The organism is Chitinophagales bacterium (genome assembly GCA_013816805.1).
Lineage (GTDB): Bacteria > Bacteroidota > Bacteroidia > Chitinophagales > UBA10324 > MGR-bin340.
This window is the reverse complement of the sequence record JACDDS010000004.1, coordinates 165,773-184,865: the sequence shown is the minus strand read 5'-3', so window position 1 is coordinate 184,865 and position 19,093 is coordinate 165,773. Positions and strand designations below refer to the sequence as shown.

17 protein-coding genes and 1 other RNA gene are annotated in these 19,093 nt (G+C 39.4%); 8 read left to right on the top strand and 10 right to left on the bottom strand.

Annotation, left to right across the window (positions count from 1 at the left end):
• Positions 1-24 precede the first annotated feature (24 nt).
• Positions 25-444: a hypothetical protein gene (locus H0W62_04740; protein MBA3647848.1), complete on the top strand. Its 420-nt coding sequence runs from the start codon at positions 25-27 to the stop codon at positions 442-444.
• A 28-nt stretch (positions 445-472) separates the two neighbouring features.
• On the top strand, positions 473-1,000 hold the full coding sequence (locus H0W62_04735) for a DUF1579 family protein (GenBank protein MBA3647847.1): 528 nt from the start codon (positions 473-475) through the stop codon (positions 998-1,000).
• 214 nt (positions 1,001-1,214) lie between these two features.
• Here the strand turns inward: H0W62_04735 and H0W62_04730 are convergent, their stop codons facing one another.
• The 3 genes from H0W62_04730 to aroC form a co-directional block, all read right to left on the bottom strand.
• Complete coding sequence (locus tag H0W62_04730) at positions 1,215-1,517, bottom strand: hypothetical protein (GenBank protein ID MBA3647846.1); 303 nt, start codon at positions 1,515-1,517, stop codon at positions 1,215-1,217.
• Positions 1,518-1,654: 137 nt separating this feature from the next.
• Entirely contained in the window at positions 1,655-2,389 is a 735-nt protein-coding gene (locus H0W62_04725) for a hypothetical protein (protein MBA3647845.1), read from the bottom strand.
• A gap of 379 nt (positions 2,390-2,768) precedes the next feature.
• The gene (gene aroC / locus H0W62_04720) at positions 2,769-3,866 is read right to left on the bottom strand and encodes a chorismate synthase (protein MBA3647844.1); all 1,098 of its coding nucleotides are present in this window, start codon (positions 3,864-3,866) and stop codon (positions 2,769-2,771) included.
• 39 nt (positions 3,867-3,905) lie between these two features.
• On the opposite strand from aroC, the gene H0W62_04715 reads away from it, so the two are divergent.
• The 5 genes from H0W62_04715 (at position 3,906) to H0W62_04695 (ending at position 9,395) form a co-directional block, all read left to right on the top strand.
• Positions 3,906-5,141 carry an imidazolonepropionase gene (locus tag H0W62_04715; GenBank protein ID MBA3647843.1) on the top strand — a complete coding sequence of 412 codons (1,236 nt, stop codon included), beginning with the start codon at positions 3,906-3,908 and terminating at the stop codon, positions 5,139-5,141.
• 3 nt (positions 5,142-5,144) lie between these two features.
• Complete coding sequence (locus tag H0W62_04710) at positions 5,145-5,552, top strand: DoxX family protein (GenBank protein ID MBA3647842.1); 408 nt, start codon at positions 5,145-5,147, stop codon at positions 5,550-5,552.
• A gap of 149 nt (positions 5,553-5,701) precedes the next feature.
• On the top strand, positions 5,702-7,375 hold the full coding sequence (gene ftcD / locus H0W62_04705) for a glutamate formimidoyltransferase (protein ID MBA3647841.1): 1,674 nt from the start codon (positions 5,702-5,704) through the stop codon (positions 7,373-7,375).
• A 285-nt stretch (positions 7,376-7,660) separates the two neighbouring features.
• Complete coding sequence (locus tag H0W62_04700; GenBank protein ID MBA3647840.1) at positions 7,661-7,882, top strand: hypothetical protein; 222 nt, start codon at positions 7,661-7,663, stop codon at positions 7,880-7,882.
• Position 7,883: 1 nt separating this feature from the next.
• Positions 7,884-9,395 (top strand): T9SS type A sorting domain-containing protein, encoded by a 1,512-nt coding sequence (locus H0W62_04695; protein ID MBA3647839.1) that lies wholly within the window; start codon positions 7,884-7,886, stop codon positions 9,393-9,395.
• Between the two features lie 132 nt (positions 9,396-9,527).
• On the opposite strand, the gene rnpB is transcribed toward H0W62_04695, so the two are convergent.
• The 6 genes from rnpB to H0W62_04665 form a co-directional block, all read right to left on the bottom strand.
• Positions 9,528-9,929, bottom strand: an RNA gene (gene rnpB, locus H0W62_04690) — RNase P RNA component class A.
• Positions 9,930-10,059: 130 nt separating this feature from the next.
• A complete protein-coding gene (locus H0W62_04685) occupies positions 10,060-11,109 on the bottom strand; it encodes a DUF2027 domain-containing protein (GenBank protein ID MBA3647838.1) in 1,050 nt (349 codons plus the stop codon).
• A gap of 67 nt (positions 11,110-11,176) precedes the next feature.
• Positions 11,177-13,273 (bottom strand): aryl-sulfate sulfotransferase, encoded by a 2,097-nt coding sequence (locus H0W62_04680; protein ID MBA3647837.1) that lies wholly within the window; start codon positions 13,271-13,273, stop codon positions 11,177-11,179.
• A 125-nt stretch (positions 13,274-13,398) separates the two neighbouring features.
• Positions 13,399-14,076: a HupE/UreJ family protein gene (locus tag H0W62_04675; protein MBA3647836.1), complete on the bottom strand. Its 678-nt coding sequence runs from the start codon at positions 14,074-14,076 to the stop codon at positions 13,399-13,401.
• Positions 14,077-14,129: 53 nt separating this feature from the next.
• Positions 14,130-15,449 carry an amino acid permease gene (locus H0W62_04670; GenBank protein ID MBA3647835.1) on the bottom strand — a complete coding sequence of 440 codons (1,320 nt, stop codon included), beginning with the start codon at positions 15,447-15,449 and terminating at the stop codon, positions 14,130-14,132.
• Positions 15,450-15,493: 44 nt separating this feature from the next.
• Positions 15,494-16,423 carry a PIG-L family deacetylase gene (locus H0W62_04665; protein MBA3647834.1) on the bottom strand — a complete coding sequence of 310 codons (930 nt, stop codon included), beginning with the start codon at positions 16,421-16,423 and terminating at the stop codon, positions 15,494-15,496.
• A gap of 730 nt (positions 16,424-17,153) precedes the next feature.
• Between H0W62_04665 and H0W62_04660 the strand changes: the two genes are divergently transcribed.
• Positions 17,154-17,792, top strand: coding sequence for a class I SAM-dependent methyltransferase (locus H0W62_04660; GenBank protein ID MBA3647833.1), 639 nt, complete (start codon positions 17,154-17,156; stop codon positions 17,790-17,792).
• A gap of 17 nt (positions 17,793-17,809) precedes the next feature.
• On the opposite strand, the gene clpX is transcribed toward H0W62_04660, so the two are convergent.
• The gene (gene clpX, locus H0W62_04655; GenBank protein MBA3647832.1) at positions 17,810-19,048 is read right to left on the bottom strand and encodes an ATP-dependent Clp protease ATP-binding subunit ClpX; all 1,239 of its coding nucleotides are present in this window, start codon (positions 19,046-19,048) and stop codon (positions 17,810-17,812) included.
• Positions 19,049-19,093 lie beyond the last annotated feature (45 nt).

Sequence of the window (19,093 nt, the reverse complement as noted above, 5' to 3'; positions counted from 1 at the left end):
ATTTACAATCAGGCATAATTTATTATGAAAAACAAAATTATATTCTCAACTGCTTGTTTCTCTATGTTCTTTGTATTATCCCTTGTTTCCTGTAAGAAATCAGATAAATGTTCTGCAGGAATTGGTGGAACCATTACATTGGTCGCATTTCCTCAACACCATGGAAAACCTGTTTTAAGTCACACTAATTATTTTGATACTGCCTTTGTAGAGTTTAATACGCAGCAATTTCCGGGAACTGGTGCATCAAACTATGACCTGGTTATTGCAGGAGAGGCGGGTGAAGATCACGTACATATTCCAAACATTAAGTGTGGTGATTACTACCTTTACATGAGTGGCTTCGATACTACGCTTAACCAGCGTGTAACAGGAGGCATTCCTTATACTATTCCTGAAAACAGCAGCTCAGAAATTGATGTGGCTGTACCAGTTACAGAATAATTATTTAAAAAAAAAAGAAAACCTATTAATGATGAAAACTTTAAAGCTTTTTATAACCTCATTTATTATTTTGATTTCGGTACTTCAAGCACGTGCTCAATTCCCAATGCAGGCAATGGCAAAATATGCCGGTGACTGGCAGGCAGAGTACATTATGTGGATGGATACTACAGCAGAATCAATGAGCTTCCCGTTAACAGTTCATCGTGATATGATCATGAATAATCTCTTTATGACGTCGCGCTATACGGGCACAGTGATGGAGATGGCCTACGATGGTATAAATACGATTGGCTATGATTTAAAGAAAGGCACTTTTCAAAGCGTATGGATAGATAATATGAATTCGAATATCAATTACCTCGAAGGAAAACCTAGCACCGATGGAAAAAGCATTGAATTTAAGGGAATTGCAGGGGATGCCATTCCAGGAAAGAATATACAATATCGTGAAGTCATCACTTTTACAGACGATACCCATCAAAGGATCGAGATGTATAAAATGACCAATGGAAGGGAATATAAAACCATAGAGATCATATTGGCGAAGAAATAAATATTCACTTCCGGCTAGGCGCACCAATGTGGCGAAGCGGTTGAATCCTGATTTCATCTTTAGTTAACTTCCGAATTGAACCATCAGGTAATTCAAGAAATAAATACCACTCTTTAAGAGTCTTTGGATTATGCTCAGTGTATTGTTTATTGAACCTATATTTATCAGTTTTTGAATGGAAGAAAATATAATCACTGATAACTGCGAACTGTTTCTAGGCATCATTATGAGAATCCGAACGCTTCCAGGTTATTTCATTATGAAAAAAATTCACTCCAAAAATCTCATCCAGCATCACCTTCACATAATGTGATGCATGCCAGTCGCAGTGGTAATAAAAACTTCCTGTTTTCTTCAAAACCCGGTAAGCTCCTTCACACGCGGGCGCATATAATGAATGTATGCTTTGGCATCCCCAAAGCGGTCGTTGGAAGCTCGCTTCTTCCTGAGCCTCGCCCCAGAACACTTCATAATTCCTGTTGCTTTTAAACGGAGGATCGATGTAAATAAGGTCCACAGATTCATGCAAATTGATTCGGCTACGATTACAGCTACCACCTGAAATTTAACCATTAACCTTCGGCGAGTTTCAGCAAAAAAAAAATCTGAGCCTTGCAAAAAATACAGGGCTCAGATATATCAAGAATATAGAATCTACTGCGGCTTTATTTCAAAATTATTCACCTGTGACCAGGGGCCGCCGTTTTGGCTGGCATCGAGGAAACAGACGCGCCAATAGCGTGTTCCGGTACCATCGAACCAATTGGTAGGATAGATGGATGTAGGCAGATAAAGTTCGAGCAGAACCGCTGAAAAATTTGCATCCTTGCTTACCTGGAAATCATACAAGTAAGCATTGTTGTTATCGTTCCAGTCAAAAGTCACCAGAAGCTGGAGGCCAAATTTAGATCCATTCCCAGGTGACTGTAGCTGCGGAGCCGGGAACGAGGAATAAGTTAAAGGAAACAATTTGATGGTAGTGGATTTTGACTGCGCAGAAAGCTTCACGGTGATCGTTACGTTCACAGCACTCGCTACAGTGGAAGCAGATACAGGCACATATACAGAAGTCAGGCCTGCCTTTACAAAAAACGTAGCAGGGACAGTTACTGCTGCGTTGCTGCTGGTTAATGTTAGTGTCCAGCCGGCTGCAGGGGCGGGCTGTGTGAAGCTCACGAATATGCTGTCAGTTTTGCCACTGATTAAATTAGCAGCTCCACCCGGTACAACACTCTGTAAGAACCCGGTATTATTACCACCTCCTCCGCTGCCGCCTTTAAGAGCAATTTCTTCCTGAGATGAGGGTTGGAGATCATTATTTTTAGTGCAGGCGGTAAAGGCCAGTATTGCTGCTATTAATAGGAAAATATTTTGTTTGAAGAGGAACATGGTTGAAAAATTTATTTGTGAGATGCAAGAGTACGATGCATAGAACTGCATCTGAAATCAATAACCATGAAGAGGAAAATGATCTTGTTAAACAAGCATATTCAGGCAACGACTAAGAATTCTGTAATAATTATGATGTTGAATTAATCGTTTGCTTAAACCTGAACGCCTGGAACCTGGTAATGCCGGCAAGATTGAGTCGAACGCTTTATTCAAGCCAAAAAGAAAAGGAAAAGAAATTATTAATCATAGCTAGTATGGTGAGGATTGCTTCTCCGTTGCGGGTGCATCAATGATGAGGGATTACTTCGAAACGCTTTTCTCCTCCTTAATAGTTTCTCTAATGGCGAAATTATAGAGTACTGTGGAGAATATAATTTTAAATCTTCGAAGCCCTGTTCCTCAACAAGTAATCAGCCATCACTATCGCTGCCATGGCTTCTACTATCGGCACTGCCCTGGGGACCACGCACGGATCGTGTCTTCCTCTCCCCTTCACCTCCACTGACTCGCCTTTCATATTTACGGATTCCTGCGCTTTTACAATAGTAGCCACCGGCTTAAAGGCAACCCTGAAAAAGATATCCATTCCATTCGAAATACCACCTTGTATTCCACCTGAAAAATTCGTTCTTGTTAATATTTTTTCTCCTTCGGAATAAAACTCATCGTTATTTTCTGAGCCACGTTTCGATGCACCTTCGAAGCCGCTTCCATATTCAAAGCCGTGAACAGCATTAATAGAGAACATAGCTTTAGCAAGGTCGGCCTGCAGCTTGTCGAATAATGGTTCGCCCAAGCCAACCGGAGCGTTTTTAATGATACAAGTGACTACTCCACCCACCGTATCGCCTTCTTTGCGAACTGCTTCTATCAATTCGATCATTTCTCCCGATTTTTTTTCATCAGGACAGCGAACAATGGTGGTTTCAGAGCGATTCATTAACAGCTTAAAATCACTTTCTGATTGTGGATTTTCTATAGCAGATTTAATTGTGCCAACCTGTGATACAAAGGCTCCTGATAATATAGATGATTGATGCAGTACCTGTTTTGCAATCCCGCCAGCTGCAACTACCGCCGCAGTGGCGCGGGCCGAAGACCTTCCACCACCCCGGTGATCGCGAAAACCATACTTCACCTGGTAGGTAAAGTCGGCGTGCGAAGGCCGGTAGGCATCTTCAATGTGATCATAATCCTTTGATCGCTGATCTTCATTAGGAATGAAAAGTGCAATCGGAGTACCTAATGTTTTATTATTGAAAATACCTGAGAGCACTTGCACGGTGTCACTCTCTTTTCGCTGTGTGGTGATGTGCGATTGTCCGGGTTTTCTTCGGTCCAGATCTTTTTGAATGTCTTCTATAGAAATTTCTAAGCCTGCAGGGCAACCATCTACCACCGCTCCAATTCCGGTTCCATGCGATTCTCCAAAAGTAGTTACTCTGAAAATTTTACCAATTGTATTTCCCGCCATGTGAATTATTTATTAAAGTATCTTCAACCGATTTTAATAATGGATTACCTGCTCAAAAATATTAAAAGTTTAATCGGTATACGTCCGGCTGAAACCACAATACTGAAAGGTGCAGCATTAAAAGAGCTGCCTTCTATTGACAACGCCTGGCTGCAGGTAGTAAAGGGAAGAATTGCTTCATTCGGAACGATGCAGACTTTAGAATCTGTAACTTCCTCAAGAGAAGATACTATTGACTGCTCCGGACGAATCGTAATGCCTTGTTACTGTGATTCACATACCCATCTCGTTTTCGCTGATACACGTGAGAATGAATTTATAGACAAGCTGAAGGGCGCAACTTATGAAGAGATTGCTTCCAAAGGTGGTGGAATTTTAAATTCTGCTAAAAAATTAAATGAAACTTCTGAAGAAGTTTTATTGGAAAAGGCGTTGGAGCGAATTGAGGAAATAAAAAATTATGGCACCGGGGCTGTGGAAATCAAAAGCGGTTATGGGCTTTCTTATGATGGCGAATTGAAGATGCTCAGGGTGATCAAAAAATTAAAAAACCTTTCCCCTATCCCAGTAAAGGCTACCTTCCTTGGCGCGCATGCTTTGCCTCTTGAATATAATGGGCGAAGGAACGATTATATCAAATTGCTGATTGAAGATCTGTTGCCAAAGATTGCTGAAGAAAGTCTCGCTGATTACTGTGATGTATTTTGTGAGAAAGGATTTTTTTCTGAAGAAGAAACAAATCTGATTTTAAAGGCTGGATGGAAATACGGGTTGAAGCCAAAGATTCATGCCAACCAATTAAATCTTTCGGGTGGTGTACAGGCGGGAGTTCGGAATAGTGCCATATCTGTTGATCACCTTGAGGCAATGAGTGATGAGGAAATAAATTGTTTAAAAATCTCCAATACCATTCCAACGCTCCTTCCTTCCGCCGCTTTTTTCCTTCGTATGCAATACCCGCCTGCAAGGAAAATGATTGATGAAGGATTGCCTGTTACCCTTGCTTCTGACTATAATCCCGGCTCCTCTCCTTCCGGACGAATGGGTTTTGTGGTTTCGCTTGCCTGTATACAAATGAAAATGACCCCGGAAGAAGCTATAAATGCAGCGACATTAAATGGAGCTTTCGCTATGGAAATGGGGCCTGAGGTGGGGAGTATTACAGTAGGTAAACAAGCAAATCTCATCATCACAAAGCCAATTAATTCTTACAACAACATTCCTTATCATTTCGGAAATGATGTAATTGAAAAAGTATTGATTTCAAAAATTTAAACAATGGCAAAAAAACTATTTTTAGATAACAAGGACCTTGGTCTTCTTATTCTCCGGGTTGGCCTGGGGTTATCATATTTATTAGGGCATGGATTTTTAAAATTGAAAGGAGGTACGGAAACCTGGACGCATATAGGCAGCAACATGTCTAACCTTGGAATAACGTTCGCTCCGGCTTTTTGGGGATTATGCGCAGCCCTCGGTGAATCATTGGGTGGTCTATTATTAATGACAGGAATTTTATTCAGGCCTGCGTGCCTGTTGCTTGCTTTTATTATGATCATTGCAATATTATCTGGATTGAAAGACGGTATTGATTTTTATAACTGGGCATGGCCTGCAGAAATGCTGGTGGTTATGGTGGCGCTGTTTATTTGTGGCCCTGGAAAATATTCCTTAAAGTATCGTTAGGTTTTCCACCTGTTTACTCTTTGTTAATTTCCCCAGTTGTATTAAGCACCATTTTCCTTCGAAACCAGAAGCATAAGGAGTCAGCTTTTGACCTAATCTAAATGCCATTCGGCTAACAGGTTATTTTACCTTTATCAAAATTTTCGTACATGAAAGATATGCTCATTGAATGTGTGCCTAATTTCAGCGAAGGCAATGATATAGGTATTATTAAACAGATTACCGATCAGATTGAAAACATGGAAGGGGTTCGTTTGCTGGATGTCGATCCGGGTAAGGCAACTAACAGAACGGTAGTCACCTTTGTGGGAGGTCCTGAGGCTGTTGTTGAAGCTGCTTTTCTCGCTATAAAAAAAGCATCTGAATTGATTGATATGTCCAGGCACCATGGGGAACATCCGCGAATGGGAGCTACCGATGTATGCCCGCTTATTCCTATCGCTAATATTTCCATGGAAGAAACAGCTGCTTATGCTAAACAATTAGGTGAACGTGTCGGTAATGAATTGAATATTCCAGTTTATCTGTATGAAGCTTCACAGTCAAATCCTGACCGGAAGAATCTTTCTGTTATCCGTGCAGGTGAATACGAAGGATTTTCCAAGAAAATAAAGCAGCCTGAATGGAAACCGGATTTTGGCCCTGATGAATTTAATTTACTATCCGGGGCAACTGTAATTGGGGCAAGGGATTTCCTCGTGGCTTACAATATAAACCTGAATACTACCTCGGTGCGAAGAGCAAATGCTGTTGCTTTTGATATTAGGGAAGCCGGCAGAAAAATAAAAAATGAAAAGGGAGAAGATATTGTAAAGCCGGGCTCGCTGAAAGCAGTAAAAGCTATAGGCTGGTTTATAAAAGAATACGGTATTGCCCAGGTCAGCATTAACCTTACCAATATTAACATTACCCCGCTTCATGTTGCATTTGAGGAATGCGTAAAAAGTGCCGCTTCCCGCGGTATGCGCGTAACCGGTTCTGAGCTTGTAGGTTTAATTCCTTTAAAAGCGATGCTGGATGCCGGAAAGTATTTTTTAGAAAAGCAAGAGAGAAGCATTGGTGTTTCCCAAGAAGAGCTGATCCATATTGCAATAAAGTCACTGGGACTGGATGACCTTGCTCCCTTCGATCCGCAGAAAAAAATTATTGAATACCTGTTGCGGAACGATCAGCAAAATAAGCTAGTGAAGATGAGCCTGCGTGAGTTTGTGAATGAAACGGCAAGCGAATCCCCTGCGCCCGGTGGTGGTTCTATTGCTGCTTACATCGGTGCGCTGGGAATATCGCTGGCAACTATGGTTGCAAATCTTTCTTCTCACAAAAAAGGCTGGGATGATCGTTGGAAAGAATTTTCGGATTTGGCAGAGAAAGGGCAAAAGATAAAAGATGAATTGCTGCGGCTGGTGGACGAGGATACCAATGCTTTCAACCGCATTATGGAAAGCTTTTCAATGCCGAAAAATTCGGAAGAAGAAAAAAAGTTAAGAAGTGCTGCAATACAAACCGCAACCCAAAATGCCATAGAAGTTCCCCTGACAGTAATGAGATTAACCCTCAATTCCATGGATATTATAGAAGCAATGGCATTAACCGGCAATCAAAATTCCATTTCGGATGCAGGTGTGGGCGCATTATGCGCCCGCAGCGCAGCGTTAGGTGCTTACCTGAATGTTTGCATAAATGCAGGTTCATTAAAAGACGAAACATTAAAAACTGCTTTTTTAGCAGAAGCAGAAATGTTGAAATCAAAAGCAGTTGAAAAGGAAAAACAGATATTGGATATTGTAGAAAAGATAATAAAAAACGGGCTACTAAGTAATTGAGATGAATTTTTCTTTCCTAAAATATTTTATAAGTTATTTTTTGTTAAAACCAATTTTTTGTTTATTACTGTATAAAATTTAATTGCTAATTCGGAGATCATCGTAAGGGTTGGTACTATAATTTACAAGCAGATCAAATTGGAGTATTTATCGGTGCGGGGTATGACGAGAATGACAACAACAACTTACATTTGGGTTGGGCAACCCGTTTCAGTGCAAAGGGGAATTGAATTTATCAGGGAGCTTTTTTTTAATATATTTAGATGGAAGCTAGTTTTAATTGTTTTGCGCTTTCTCGTTCTTGAGGTAAGTGGAATAACCGATAACGATTACACCTCATGCAGCTTATTTAATTTATTCGGTGAGTTAGTCTATAGTGCAAAAGTTTTAAATGGAGTAAATGAAATTGACAATAAAGCAGCTCTTATACCCAATGGTATTTATCTGGTAGTAGGTACTATAAACGGTAGTCAAATATTTAATCAAAAGGTTGTAATTCTGAAATAATATGAGGTGGACACTAATCTTTTGGGTGCTGGCTCATGTAGCCAGCGCCCAAAATCAAACCTTATATTTCAATAAGGTGTATGATTTTCACCATGGTGCGGAAGTACCCTATACTATACTTATAGACGGCGACAGTTCTTACGTGGTACTAGGAACTTCATTAGATACCCGGACTTATGAAATAACCTTGCTGTTTCAAAAGTTTGATAATTATGGAAATTTGGTTTTACAAAAAAAATATAAAAAACCTGGTTACCAGTATTACACGGGATTGAGTGGTTGCATGGTCAAAACCCATGACGGGGGATACGCTTTTGGAGGCTCAATCGAGCCGGTTGAAAATTTTAAATCGGATGGATTATTAGTAAAATTTAATGCCGTTGGAGATACTGAATTTATGCACACCTATGGTGATACCGCTTTTGATGCTTTTTATGGCTGCATTGAAACAAGCGATCATGGATTTGTTTTAGTGGGTCAAACATTAAATTATGGGGAAGGTCCTAATGGAAGTGGATATGTTGTTAAAACGGATAGCCTCGGTATCCTTGAATGGCAGCATGTTTACGGTACGACTAACGAGGATATCTTCTTTTCAGTGATTCAATTAACAGACTCGGGATATATTTTCGGTGGTGACAGAAACTTGATTTTATATGACTTTGGAGCATGGTTAGTTCGCACGGATAAGAATGGGAATGAAATAAAGGAAAAATTATTTGATAAGGGCGCGTACCGGTGTGGCGGTGCAGCATTTTCACCCGCATTGAATAATGAGATACTGATGTATGGTTGTCTGGATACCACTATAGAATATGGTGATTATCCATATCCGCGCTATATTGGCAAATTAGATACCAACTTTAATATACTTTGGCAGCAAGTTTTTAACGATCCAATTGAAAACGGAATTTTTTACCAAAGGCAATATCAGGACGGCAGTGTAATTGCTGTTGGTTTCCAGGGCGATGAGGTAACAGCTGCAGCTCATGGTTTGATTGCCAAAATAACCAATGATGGTCGATTGGTTTGGCAGCATGAATACTATTACCGGGAAACCCGCGACGGTGCTCCTCTTCCTGATTATTTTACAGATGTTCAGCAAACATTCGATAAAGGTTATGTCACTTGCGGATTTGCAATCGATTCTATGAAATTCCCTACCCAGGATATCTGGCTGGTAAAGCTCGACAGCAATGGCTGCCTGCAGCCAGGCTGTGATACCATAGCAACAGCCATTATCGAGGTAACCGATTTAAGAAGCGAATTAATAATTTACCCCAATCCTGCAAGTGATCATGCAACCGTATTATATAATGTTCCCCCAAATACAAAAGCGGCATTGCTGCAAGTAGTTGATCTTGCCGGAAGACTGGTGAAAGAGCTTAAGCTTGTACCAAACAAACATGAAGCAACAATAGATGTGTTACAATGGAATGGTGGCATATACATCTGTGACCTGATAGTGAATGAAAAATTAGTCGCCGGTAAAAAGCTTATTATTGAAAAATAAGGGTTGATGTTTAATATTCCGGATTTTGGTGTTTCTTTTTATGAAAGTTGATCCAGCAAAAGATATTTACTGGCCATACCTCTTCGGGTAGTACGATTAAAGCAATAATTCATATCGAATAAAATCTTTAAAAAAAGCTGCAGGATCATAAGCCGGATTCTGTCTCCAATTTGCATTGGATGGCATTCATTTATCTGCTCTCTGCGTCGCCGCAGAGATGTAGCGGTCTACCCATCCTGATGGTATCTTTCAATACGTTCAGCGAGCAACTAAACCTCTTTCCCTAAAGAAAGAATTCAGAACATATTTGACCTTACAGCCCGCAAGGTTTACCCCTTCAAAATGTTACCACGTTGAAGCGTGAGCTCTTACTTCACGTTTGCACCTTTACCCTGGTTTGCATCAGGGAAGTTATTCTCTGTGGCACTGTCTCGTGTTTCGATTAAAACAGCCACCCGTTAGGTGGTGCGGCGCTCTGTGCTGTCCGGACTTTCCTTCCCGAAATTAATTCGGAACGAATGCCTCACCTGCAGCCTTTTTTCAATGAACATTAAATTAAACCAAGTCTAAAGTTACAACAGTAGCACAAGTAGTATTACAGAATATGTAATAATCCCCAAATCTTACAGAGTTATAAATTGGAGAAGAATAACTGGATACCGGATTATCTTAAAAAAATTTCGGTGGCGCCGTAGCCATACTTAGGATGATAATCATTGTTAAAAGATTTTACTTCCCTGTAAGTTTTTAACAACCTATGAATTTCATTTTTTAATTTGCCACTTCCCACACCATGTATAATATAAAGCTTGTTTGCATGGTTTGCGATGGCACGTTCCAGTGTCTGTTCGAAGGTGCGAAGCTGAACCTGAATCTTATCAGAGTTTGGCATTAGAGCATGGTCATGCACAAGTTCCTCGATATGCAGATCCACCTCACTCACCGCAGGGGAAATTTCATGGTCCTTGCTTTCAGCAGAAGTACTCATCAATTGTTTTAAAATTTCAGGATCAAAAAAAATATCCTCTACCTCCTCTTTTTTTATGATCTCTTTCTTTCTCTCGATCTGAGATATTGCAGCTTTATACAAATACATCTCACCCTCCAACAGAGGAGCTTTATTTAATTTATTAAAAAAATTCTGGGGTTTTATCTTTTGCCTGACAACGCCATTTATAAACTTATTCATGACATCCCTGAAAGTCAGATCTATAAATGGCATGTCGTTCAGCAGATCATATTCTATTTGATGCATAAGAACAGGCTGATTTGGTAATGCAATTTTGGAAAGAGTGAAATGAAGATTTCCACCTAAAAAAAAATTATACGAAAATGATAAGGCATGCTCTGTATCATTCAATAAATAAATATCGAATGCCCTGAGATCACCAATGTTTTCTTTAAGAGGAAAGAAACAGATAAATACACCGCTATTCTTTTTATTGAGAAGGACTCGGTTGTCAGAATTTTTTACGGTGGCCTGTACAGGAACTTTTAAATCTTTACTTTCCAGGGGTATATCCCTGGAAATATCATCGTAAAAGACAGGAATTTCCATACCATCCACCTGCACATACAGCATCGAAGAGCCCTCTAATTTTGTTATCGTGGCTTCTTCTTTCGAATGTATCAGAAAGACCTTATCACCTATTGAAAATTTATTTTTCAAAACCACTTCTTTCTCCGCAAAATTAATGTGTTTAAATAAACTCATTGGCAGGTAAATTATTTCAGAGATAGAAGCAATGACTTGGAAGATCGGAATTCAGCACAAATAAAAATTATTGTACTTCTATTTGTTGCACAATTTTTTCGGAACCTGCTATACATTCAACAAAATAGATTCCTGAAGGCAATTGCTGAATGGAAATAGGAATCAATTGCTGGTCCGATTCTATGCTTTGCTTTAACAATAATTTTTCTTCACCCAGAATATTGAAAAATCGGACCTGAACAGATGTAGGAAAGGTTAAATTGAAACGTACATATAATTGACTCGTAGCGGGATTAGGGAAAATGCTGATCCCAGACGCTGCATGAGCATTTATAAAATCCTTTTCCGAAGAGGTAGTAAATTTTTTTAAGAGGCTGAAGCCGGATTTTGTATTGCCGCCAATATCGCATACGGAAGCCACCTGCCATTCATAGTTAGTAGCCGGCAGAAGGTTTTTCAGTGTTTTATAGGTAAGTGATCCCATGGCATTTGTTTTCTGCCAATCCATTTTTCCCGCAATACGATATTGTATTGTATATTTTTTAGCACCGGTCGCGAAGCTCCAATTTAGCTTAGCAGAAGTGGAAGTGATATCTGTCGTTCTCAGTAATTTGACGGATGGTCGTGCACAGGGATCCCATTCATAGCGGTGAGCCCGGTAAATTAGCTCATAATAGGGATCTGTAAACCTCATTTCCCACACAATATTTTTACCTGTATCTACCTCCGTTATGTTAGGCAAATTTTCGCCATATATAATTCCTCCCCAATTGATAAACGTATTACCATTTGATAATCGCTGTACACTTCCCATAAAAGAACTTGCTACAAAGTTGGTGTCTATTTTAGGATGCTGATAGTTCCAAACCAAAGTTGCTTCCATTTTTTCAGTATCCAGTTCGTATTCTTTAGCGTAAGAAATATGCGGAATGTGATAATTGCCATTATCAAATAAGGTAAGGTGACCATTGGGAAGCTCCCGTATATCATGCTGATAATTAAACTGATCAGAATCATTAATGAAACTAAACTCATTTTTTACACCACCTAATCGCCAAATAAATTGCCCAGTGGTTACATCAATTTTATTCACCTGGTCAAGGTGCCGGCATGAAAGTAAAATATTGCCGTCCGCAGCCTTTTCGATAGCATTTGCGTGAACATAGTCTACAAATAAAAAAAAGGAAGATAAGTTAATGTGCAACGCTTCAGGTACTTCAATATGATCAAGACTTCTCCATTCAAAAATTACATTACTATCCAGATCCAGCTCCTGAACAATATTTTGTTTCACTAAAGCATTAGAGCTGTAGCTCGAATCGTAAACAGATAAATCTACATACTGATAATCGTCTGCTATCAGGAACATAGTACCATTTTTAAAAATCTGAAAATCATGTTCATCCGTTTGGTAACCATTAGCCGCATGGTATGTGCCAATCCGGTGGTATGAAGAATCCATTACATCAAATCCTCCATCATAATAATTGAACATGGTAATGTATCCGTTGTGATTGAGGTTAAAATCATTTACGGCACTGTGATTTTCCTTTTCAAAAACAGAATCTCCATTACTTCTAATGATCCAGTTTTTCCCGGTCTTGGCATCGATTCCGCTATAGTTGTCAAAAAATACATCTCCCGGCGCGGGATTGGTATTCGTCAAGATGGTGAGGTCCGGCATTATTTTATTGTCCGGAATATCGGCAGATAAAAAATTACAAGGTCGCTCCTCGGCCATAGACTTACACCTTGCGTCAGAAATTTCCTTCTGCTGCTTTGCTGTATATTCAGGATGGATGCTGAAGTCAAACAGGTAGCCGTCTGCCTTTCTGCCATCGGTTGTTTGTATTCCCGGACTAATTGTAACAGTCACTTTTTCCCCAAAAGCAAAAGAAACTTTTGGTTTCAGAATAATTGTTTTCTTATCGTTCGCCAATACTGTTTCAAATTCGTGGTTGCCACTCGATGATCCTCTAATAGTAAACAGATTTTTACAATGAAGTGATGATTCAACTATGGGCCTTCCATCACGTATAACAATGGTCCTTTCCGGATTGTGATAGAGGGATCCGGGCTGTGGAGCAATAAATTGAAATTGTGGATACGCTTTTCCGGAAACAGTTAAAATGCATGTAATAAGAACCGTAAATATATTTTTCATGAAATGAGAATAGAGATGAGGAATGAAAGCGAACAACTGCTAATTTAATGTATAGGTATACATTATATTGATTGGTTACCGGAATAATAAAAGCTCAAGGAAATCAGTAACAACAATTAACGCTATCAGGTATAACCGAGCGTTCCTGCTACACGCTCAACCGTCCAATACAATGCAATGAGTGCAATAATTACAGATAGTGGGATAACAATCCTGTGGCGGTACCATTCCTTGCTGCCAAACCATTTTCCAAACAAAAAGAATGCGGTTAATATTACTGTTACCTGACCAAATTCTACTCCCAGATTAAAAGCGACTAAACCTGTTACAAATTCATGCTGTGGAAGCCCAAGGCCGAGTAAAACACTCGCGAATCCCATTCCATGAACCAGCCCGAACATGAAAATGATAAGAATTCGCCAGGGATGAAGCTGCTGGGTAATAATGTTCTCTACAGCAACCAGCACAATAGATAAGGCAATCACCGGCTCTATAATTTCTGAAGGAGGCTTTATTACACCATACATAGCAAGACCCAATGTAATGGAATGGGCTACGGTAAAAGCTGTAGCCTGCCAGATTACCTTGTTAAGTTTTGGATTAAGGAGGTAAATGCTTGTCACGAATAAAATGTGATCGGTCCCATAAGGAATGATGTGCTGAAAACCAAGCAGCAAATATGCAAGACCCACATCCGTTCTCGACATATTGGCAAAATCATAGGCAACCGGATGTGACTGTGCTAAAAGCGAGGTAAATAAAACAAGTAACAGCGAAAGAGCACCAATTCTTTGGGAATTCATAAATAAGGAGAAATCTACGAAAAGGTTGCCACCAAAGATTTAAAATTCAGTTCTTAAATATTATTCAGTGTTGCAACCAGGAAAGGCCATGATTGATTTATTCGGGCTCTGAAAAGAAAAACAACAATACCTAAAAAAATTATACCTATTGCGCCTAAAATATATTCCCAACCTGAAGAAAGGAAAATAAAAAGCCAGATAGTTATTCCTAAAATGGCAGGTATCGGAAAAAGCCACATCTTATATGGTAAATATATCCGGTCTTTTTTGAACCGCAAATATATTACACCTGCAGACTGGCCAATGAATTGCACCAGGATTCTCATTACTATAATCGCAGTGATGATCTCTTTTAAACGAAAAAGCAAGCTGAATATAAACGCAATGCCGGCAAGCATCATAAGGGAAATATGTGGTATTTTTTTCTTAGGATGAACGTGAGCAAATATTTTAAAAAAATTTCCATCCACTGCAGCGGCATACGGTACTCTTGAATAACCGAGCATCACTGCAAATAAAGACGCCAATGCGATCCATAGAATCATTATCGTTGCAATTACAGCAGCAGTTCTTCCGAAAAGAGTCTCAAAATATAGACTCACTATAAATTTTGAATCTCTTGCCTGTGGCCATGGAATTACACCAAGCACGCACAATTGCATAAGAATATACAAAACGGCAATTCCTGCAATGGAGATGAAGATGCTGCGCGGTATATTTTTTTCCGGGTTTTTTATTTCTCCCCCAAGGTGGCAGACATTATAGTAGCCGAGATAGGAGTAAACGGTTTTGACAGATGCACTTCCCAAACCCAAAAAGAAAAGTGAGTTCAAATTAAAAGCCCCTTCAGGATAATCAAAGGCAAGCGATGCATTGAAATGTGTAAGTCCCGCGACAATTAAAAATACAATGGTTAAAATAACACCTACCCAAAGAAAAACCGAAAGTTTTCCCACCGAAATAATATTCCTGTTTAATAAAAAATAAAGAATGATTACCAGCGAGCCGGAAATAATTTTTTGCTGAATATCGTTTAAGGGGACCAGGTATTGAAAATATTGGGCAAATCCAATAGCGCCTGAGGCAATTACAAGAGGTGCCTGAATTATAGTTTGCCAGATATAGAGAAATGACAGTAACAGCCCCCACTTTTTTTCACCATAAATTTTTTTTAAAAAATTATAGCTGCCACCAGCCATCGGCATGGCGGCTCCAATCTCGCTCCAGACAGAGCCATCCATGAAGGCAAGAAAGGCGCCGAGCAGCCAGGCGATGATGCATTGCGGGCCATTCATAGCTCCAATAATAAATGGAATGGTGACGAACGGCCCGATACCCACCATATCGATCATATTAATTGCAGTAGCCTGCATAAGCCCTAAACCCCGGATCAGGTTCTCTTTTTGTTTCTCCGCCATCAATAAACTTTAGTGGGATAGGGATTAACCTTTAACCTTTCAAAGAGCATCTTTGTTTTTTGAATGCCTCCGCTGGCATTTAAATCGAAATAATAAAAATCTTCATAATCTCCTTTGTTCATGAAGGTTTGCATGGTGCCCTGTGATTTGTGTTCGGCAATTTCCCAATTATAAATAATGCGATAATCAAGAGCGTCTTTATATCCGAATTTTTGCGTTCGGTCAAAAGAGAAAACAGGTGCACTGTGGTTTATTTTTGTAATAGGATATTCCTGCAGCTCGTCGAAGTCGCTGTATTTCATAAGGGCGGTATCTCCTTTAGATCGTCCGCTGATACCAAGGATGATGGGTCTTTGACTAACCGGCAATTCTTTCACTGCTTGAAGTGTCAAAATGGTGGCTGCTTTATGGCCACCGTGTGTACCACTTTCAGGAAGAAGGCAGAAAATATAATCGTACCTGGCTGTGATTATTATATCATGCAGGTGTTGCTTTACCCATGATGTATTCCAGAAAGTATCCAAAGGTGATTTTGGATTCAAGCCATATTTATCATCTTTCTGGTCGAAGAAAAAGTAATTATTAATGCCGATAATTTTTCCTGCATTCATCAGCTCTTCTTTGCGTATGCGGGGAAGATATTCCCTGCCTACCTCTGGATCTGTAAGCTTAAGTCCATAATAATCTTCGGCAAGCGTAGAATATTTATATCCGGCTTCACCATTAGTGATCACGGCCAAATCCACAACACTGTGAAGCTGATGGGTAATTTTGTAGATGGTACAGGAGGCGCTGCTTTCATCATCAGGATGTGCAATCACTACCAGCACTCTTAAAGTTGTATCTCCCGAAATTGCAAAGCAAAAATTAGATTTTAATAAAAAGCAATAGATCGGTAGTAACCATATCAGAAAAAATTTTCTGCTCATATGCACACAATTTCTTTTATACCCGTTTAATTTATTGATCAATAATTGATAACAGCCTGCTAAGCGCTGATGCCCTGCAAACAAACAGCAAAACTAAAGGTAACGATGGAAAAATTTTTCATGGGAATGGTTTGTTAATCGAAGATAGGGAAAGAGGAGCTATTGCATTTTTATGTATTTCTCGGGACAATTAATTTTCCTGTGAATCCAATAAAAGAAAAAGCAGAGTAAATAATTGTTAAAAAGAATTACTAATAGTACAAGACGTAAATCCCGTCACTTAGTTCTTTAATAATGAATTTGCAATATGTAGTAGACAACAATTTTTTGAGCTCGCCATACACTTGGATTAACTCAGTGTGACAACATTTTTGCAATTGAATAAGTAATAGGCAATTGAATTAGCACCGTATAAGTATACGCCATGCTGTAAGAGCTAAGCTGAGATCGGGTTGTCACAATTCTTTTTCTACTATCTTTTTTGTAACCTTATCCTAAACGTTAGAATTCATTGCATTTTGCTGAATAACAGTAATGTTTTTAATACAAGCTTGTAAAGTTTTAGAAGTTTCTGAAACAATATCGGCTCATGGTTAGCTGAATAAAAAATTAAATAATGTTCTTCGTTTCTCGCCCTGCAAATGATGAAATAGTGATTATCAATAAATTGAATTCACTTCATTTAAGTTAAGTTTATTCTGAAATTTGCAATTCGCTTTCCGAAACACTTTTGCCTTCTTCTTTTGATTATATCGCTTCCTATTATGATGCCCTTGCCTTTTTGGTTTATGGAAATAATCTGAAAAATGCCAAACGTGCCTTCCTGCATTTTATTCCGAGAAAAGGAAGGCTGCTTCTCATGGGAGGCGGCACCGGAAATATTTTAAATGAGCTGCTATCAGAGCGGGAAGAATTAATGGTCGATTTTATTGACCCTTCTGAAAAGATGGTTGGAATTGCAGAAGAGAAATTAAAGATAAATTTCAGGAATCAGGTCCGCTTCATCTGTGGAGATCACCGGAATATTCCTGCAAAAACAGAGTACGATGCAGTCACCAGCTTCTTCGTGATCGATTGCATGAAACAGAAAACCGCGGAAGAATTTGCAGAAGCTATTACAAAGCAATTAAAGCAAAATGGGATGTGGCTCTTTGCCGATTTTTTTCAGACCCAAAATTATTTGCAGAAGGGAATACTGTGGTTTATGTACCGGTTTTTCAGGATCACTGCTAGAATTGCTGCCAGTGAACTTCCGGATTATAACAGGATTGTGAATTCCATAAAATTTAAAGAGGTTGCAGACAAGAAATTCCTCGGAGGGTTTGTTCAATCTAAAGTGTATAGAAGGCAACGGAATATTCTGAATTAGGGTAGTATCTTTTTAGCTTAAGCTACCTTCAATAACCGCAATTTTGATTTTGTAATTCTTGCTTCTGCAAACTCTAAGGTTAAACAATACCTTTTTAAATCTTTTTGTGAGGGTATTGAAAACATTATTTCAGTCATGATAGCTTCGCAGATGGAACGCAAGCCGCGCGCACCTAATTTATATTCAATCGCGCGATCCACGATGTAGTCGAGTGCTTCGGGTTCAAAGGAAAGCTCCACTCCTTCCATCTCAAACAGTTTCCTGTATTGTTTAACAAGGGCATTTTTAGGTTCCGTAAGAATACGTTTCAATGATTCTTTATTCAATGGCTCCAGGTATGTTACAACCGGAACACGGCCCACGAGCTCAGGAATAAGACCGAATTGTTTTACATCCTGCGGAGTAACGTATTGCATCAAGTTACTCCGGTCAAGTCTTTCGCGTTCATCGTCTGCTTTAAACCCGATGACATGCGCCTTGTTACGCCTTGCAATAATTTTATCGATACCCTCAAATGCTCCACCGCACAGAAAGAGAATCTGTGTGGTATTTACTTTTACCATTTTCTGCTCCGGATGTTTTCTTCCACCCTGAGGCGGAACAAGCACATCTGTTCCTTCCAGTAATTTCAACAACCCCTGCTGTACTCCTTCTCCCGAAACATCGCGGGTGATAGAAGGGTTGTCACTTTTCCGGGCAATCTTATCTATCTCATCGATGTATATTATTCCTTTTTCAGCTGCCGATACGTTATAATCACAAGCCTGAAGCAACCGGGTTAGAATACTTTCCACATCTTCGCCCACATAACCTGCTTCCGTAAAAACAGTGGCATCAACTATAGCAAAAGGGACATTCAAAAATCTTGCAATGGTACGCGCAAGTAATGTTTTTCCAGTACCGGTATCACCCACCAAAAGGATATTTGATTTTTCAATTTCCACATCATCTTTGCCGATATGGTTTAACCTTTTATAGTGATTATAGACGGCTACTGCCAATACCTTTTTTGCATCATCCTGACCTATTACATATTGATCCAGAAAAGTCTTGATTTCCTGTGGTGTTTTAAATTGCGGATGCGATGTAAAATCCCCTGTATGCTTTCTGTGGCCAAGCTCTTCATCTATAATGCCGAGTGCCTGGTCCACGCAGTTTTCACAGATAAATGCTTCCTGCCCAGAAATCAGGATTAGCGTATCTTCTTTTTTTCGTCCGCAAAACGAACATTTTTCGGGTGTTTTTTTTAGAGCCATTTCTGTTTTGTAAGCTATTTCTAAAAGATTATTACAAAAGCTTTT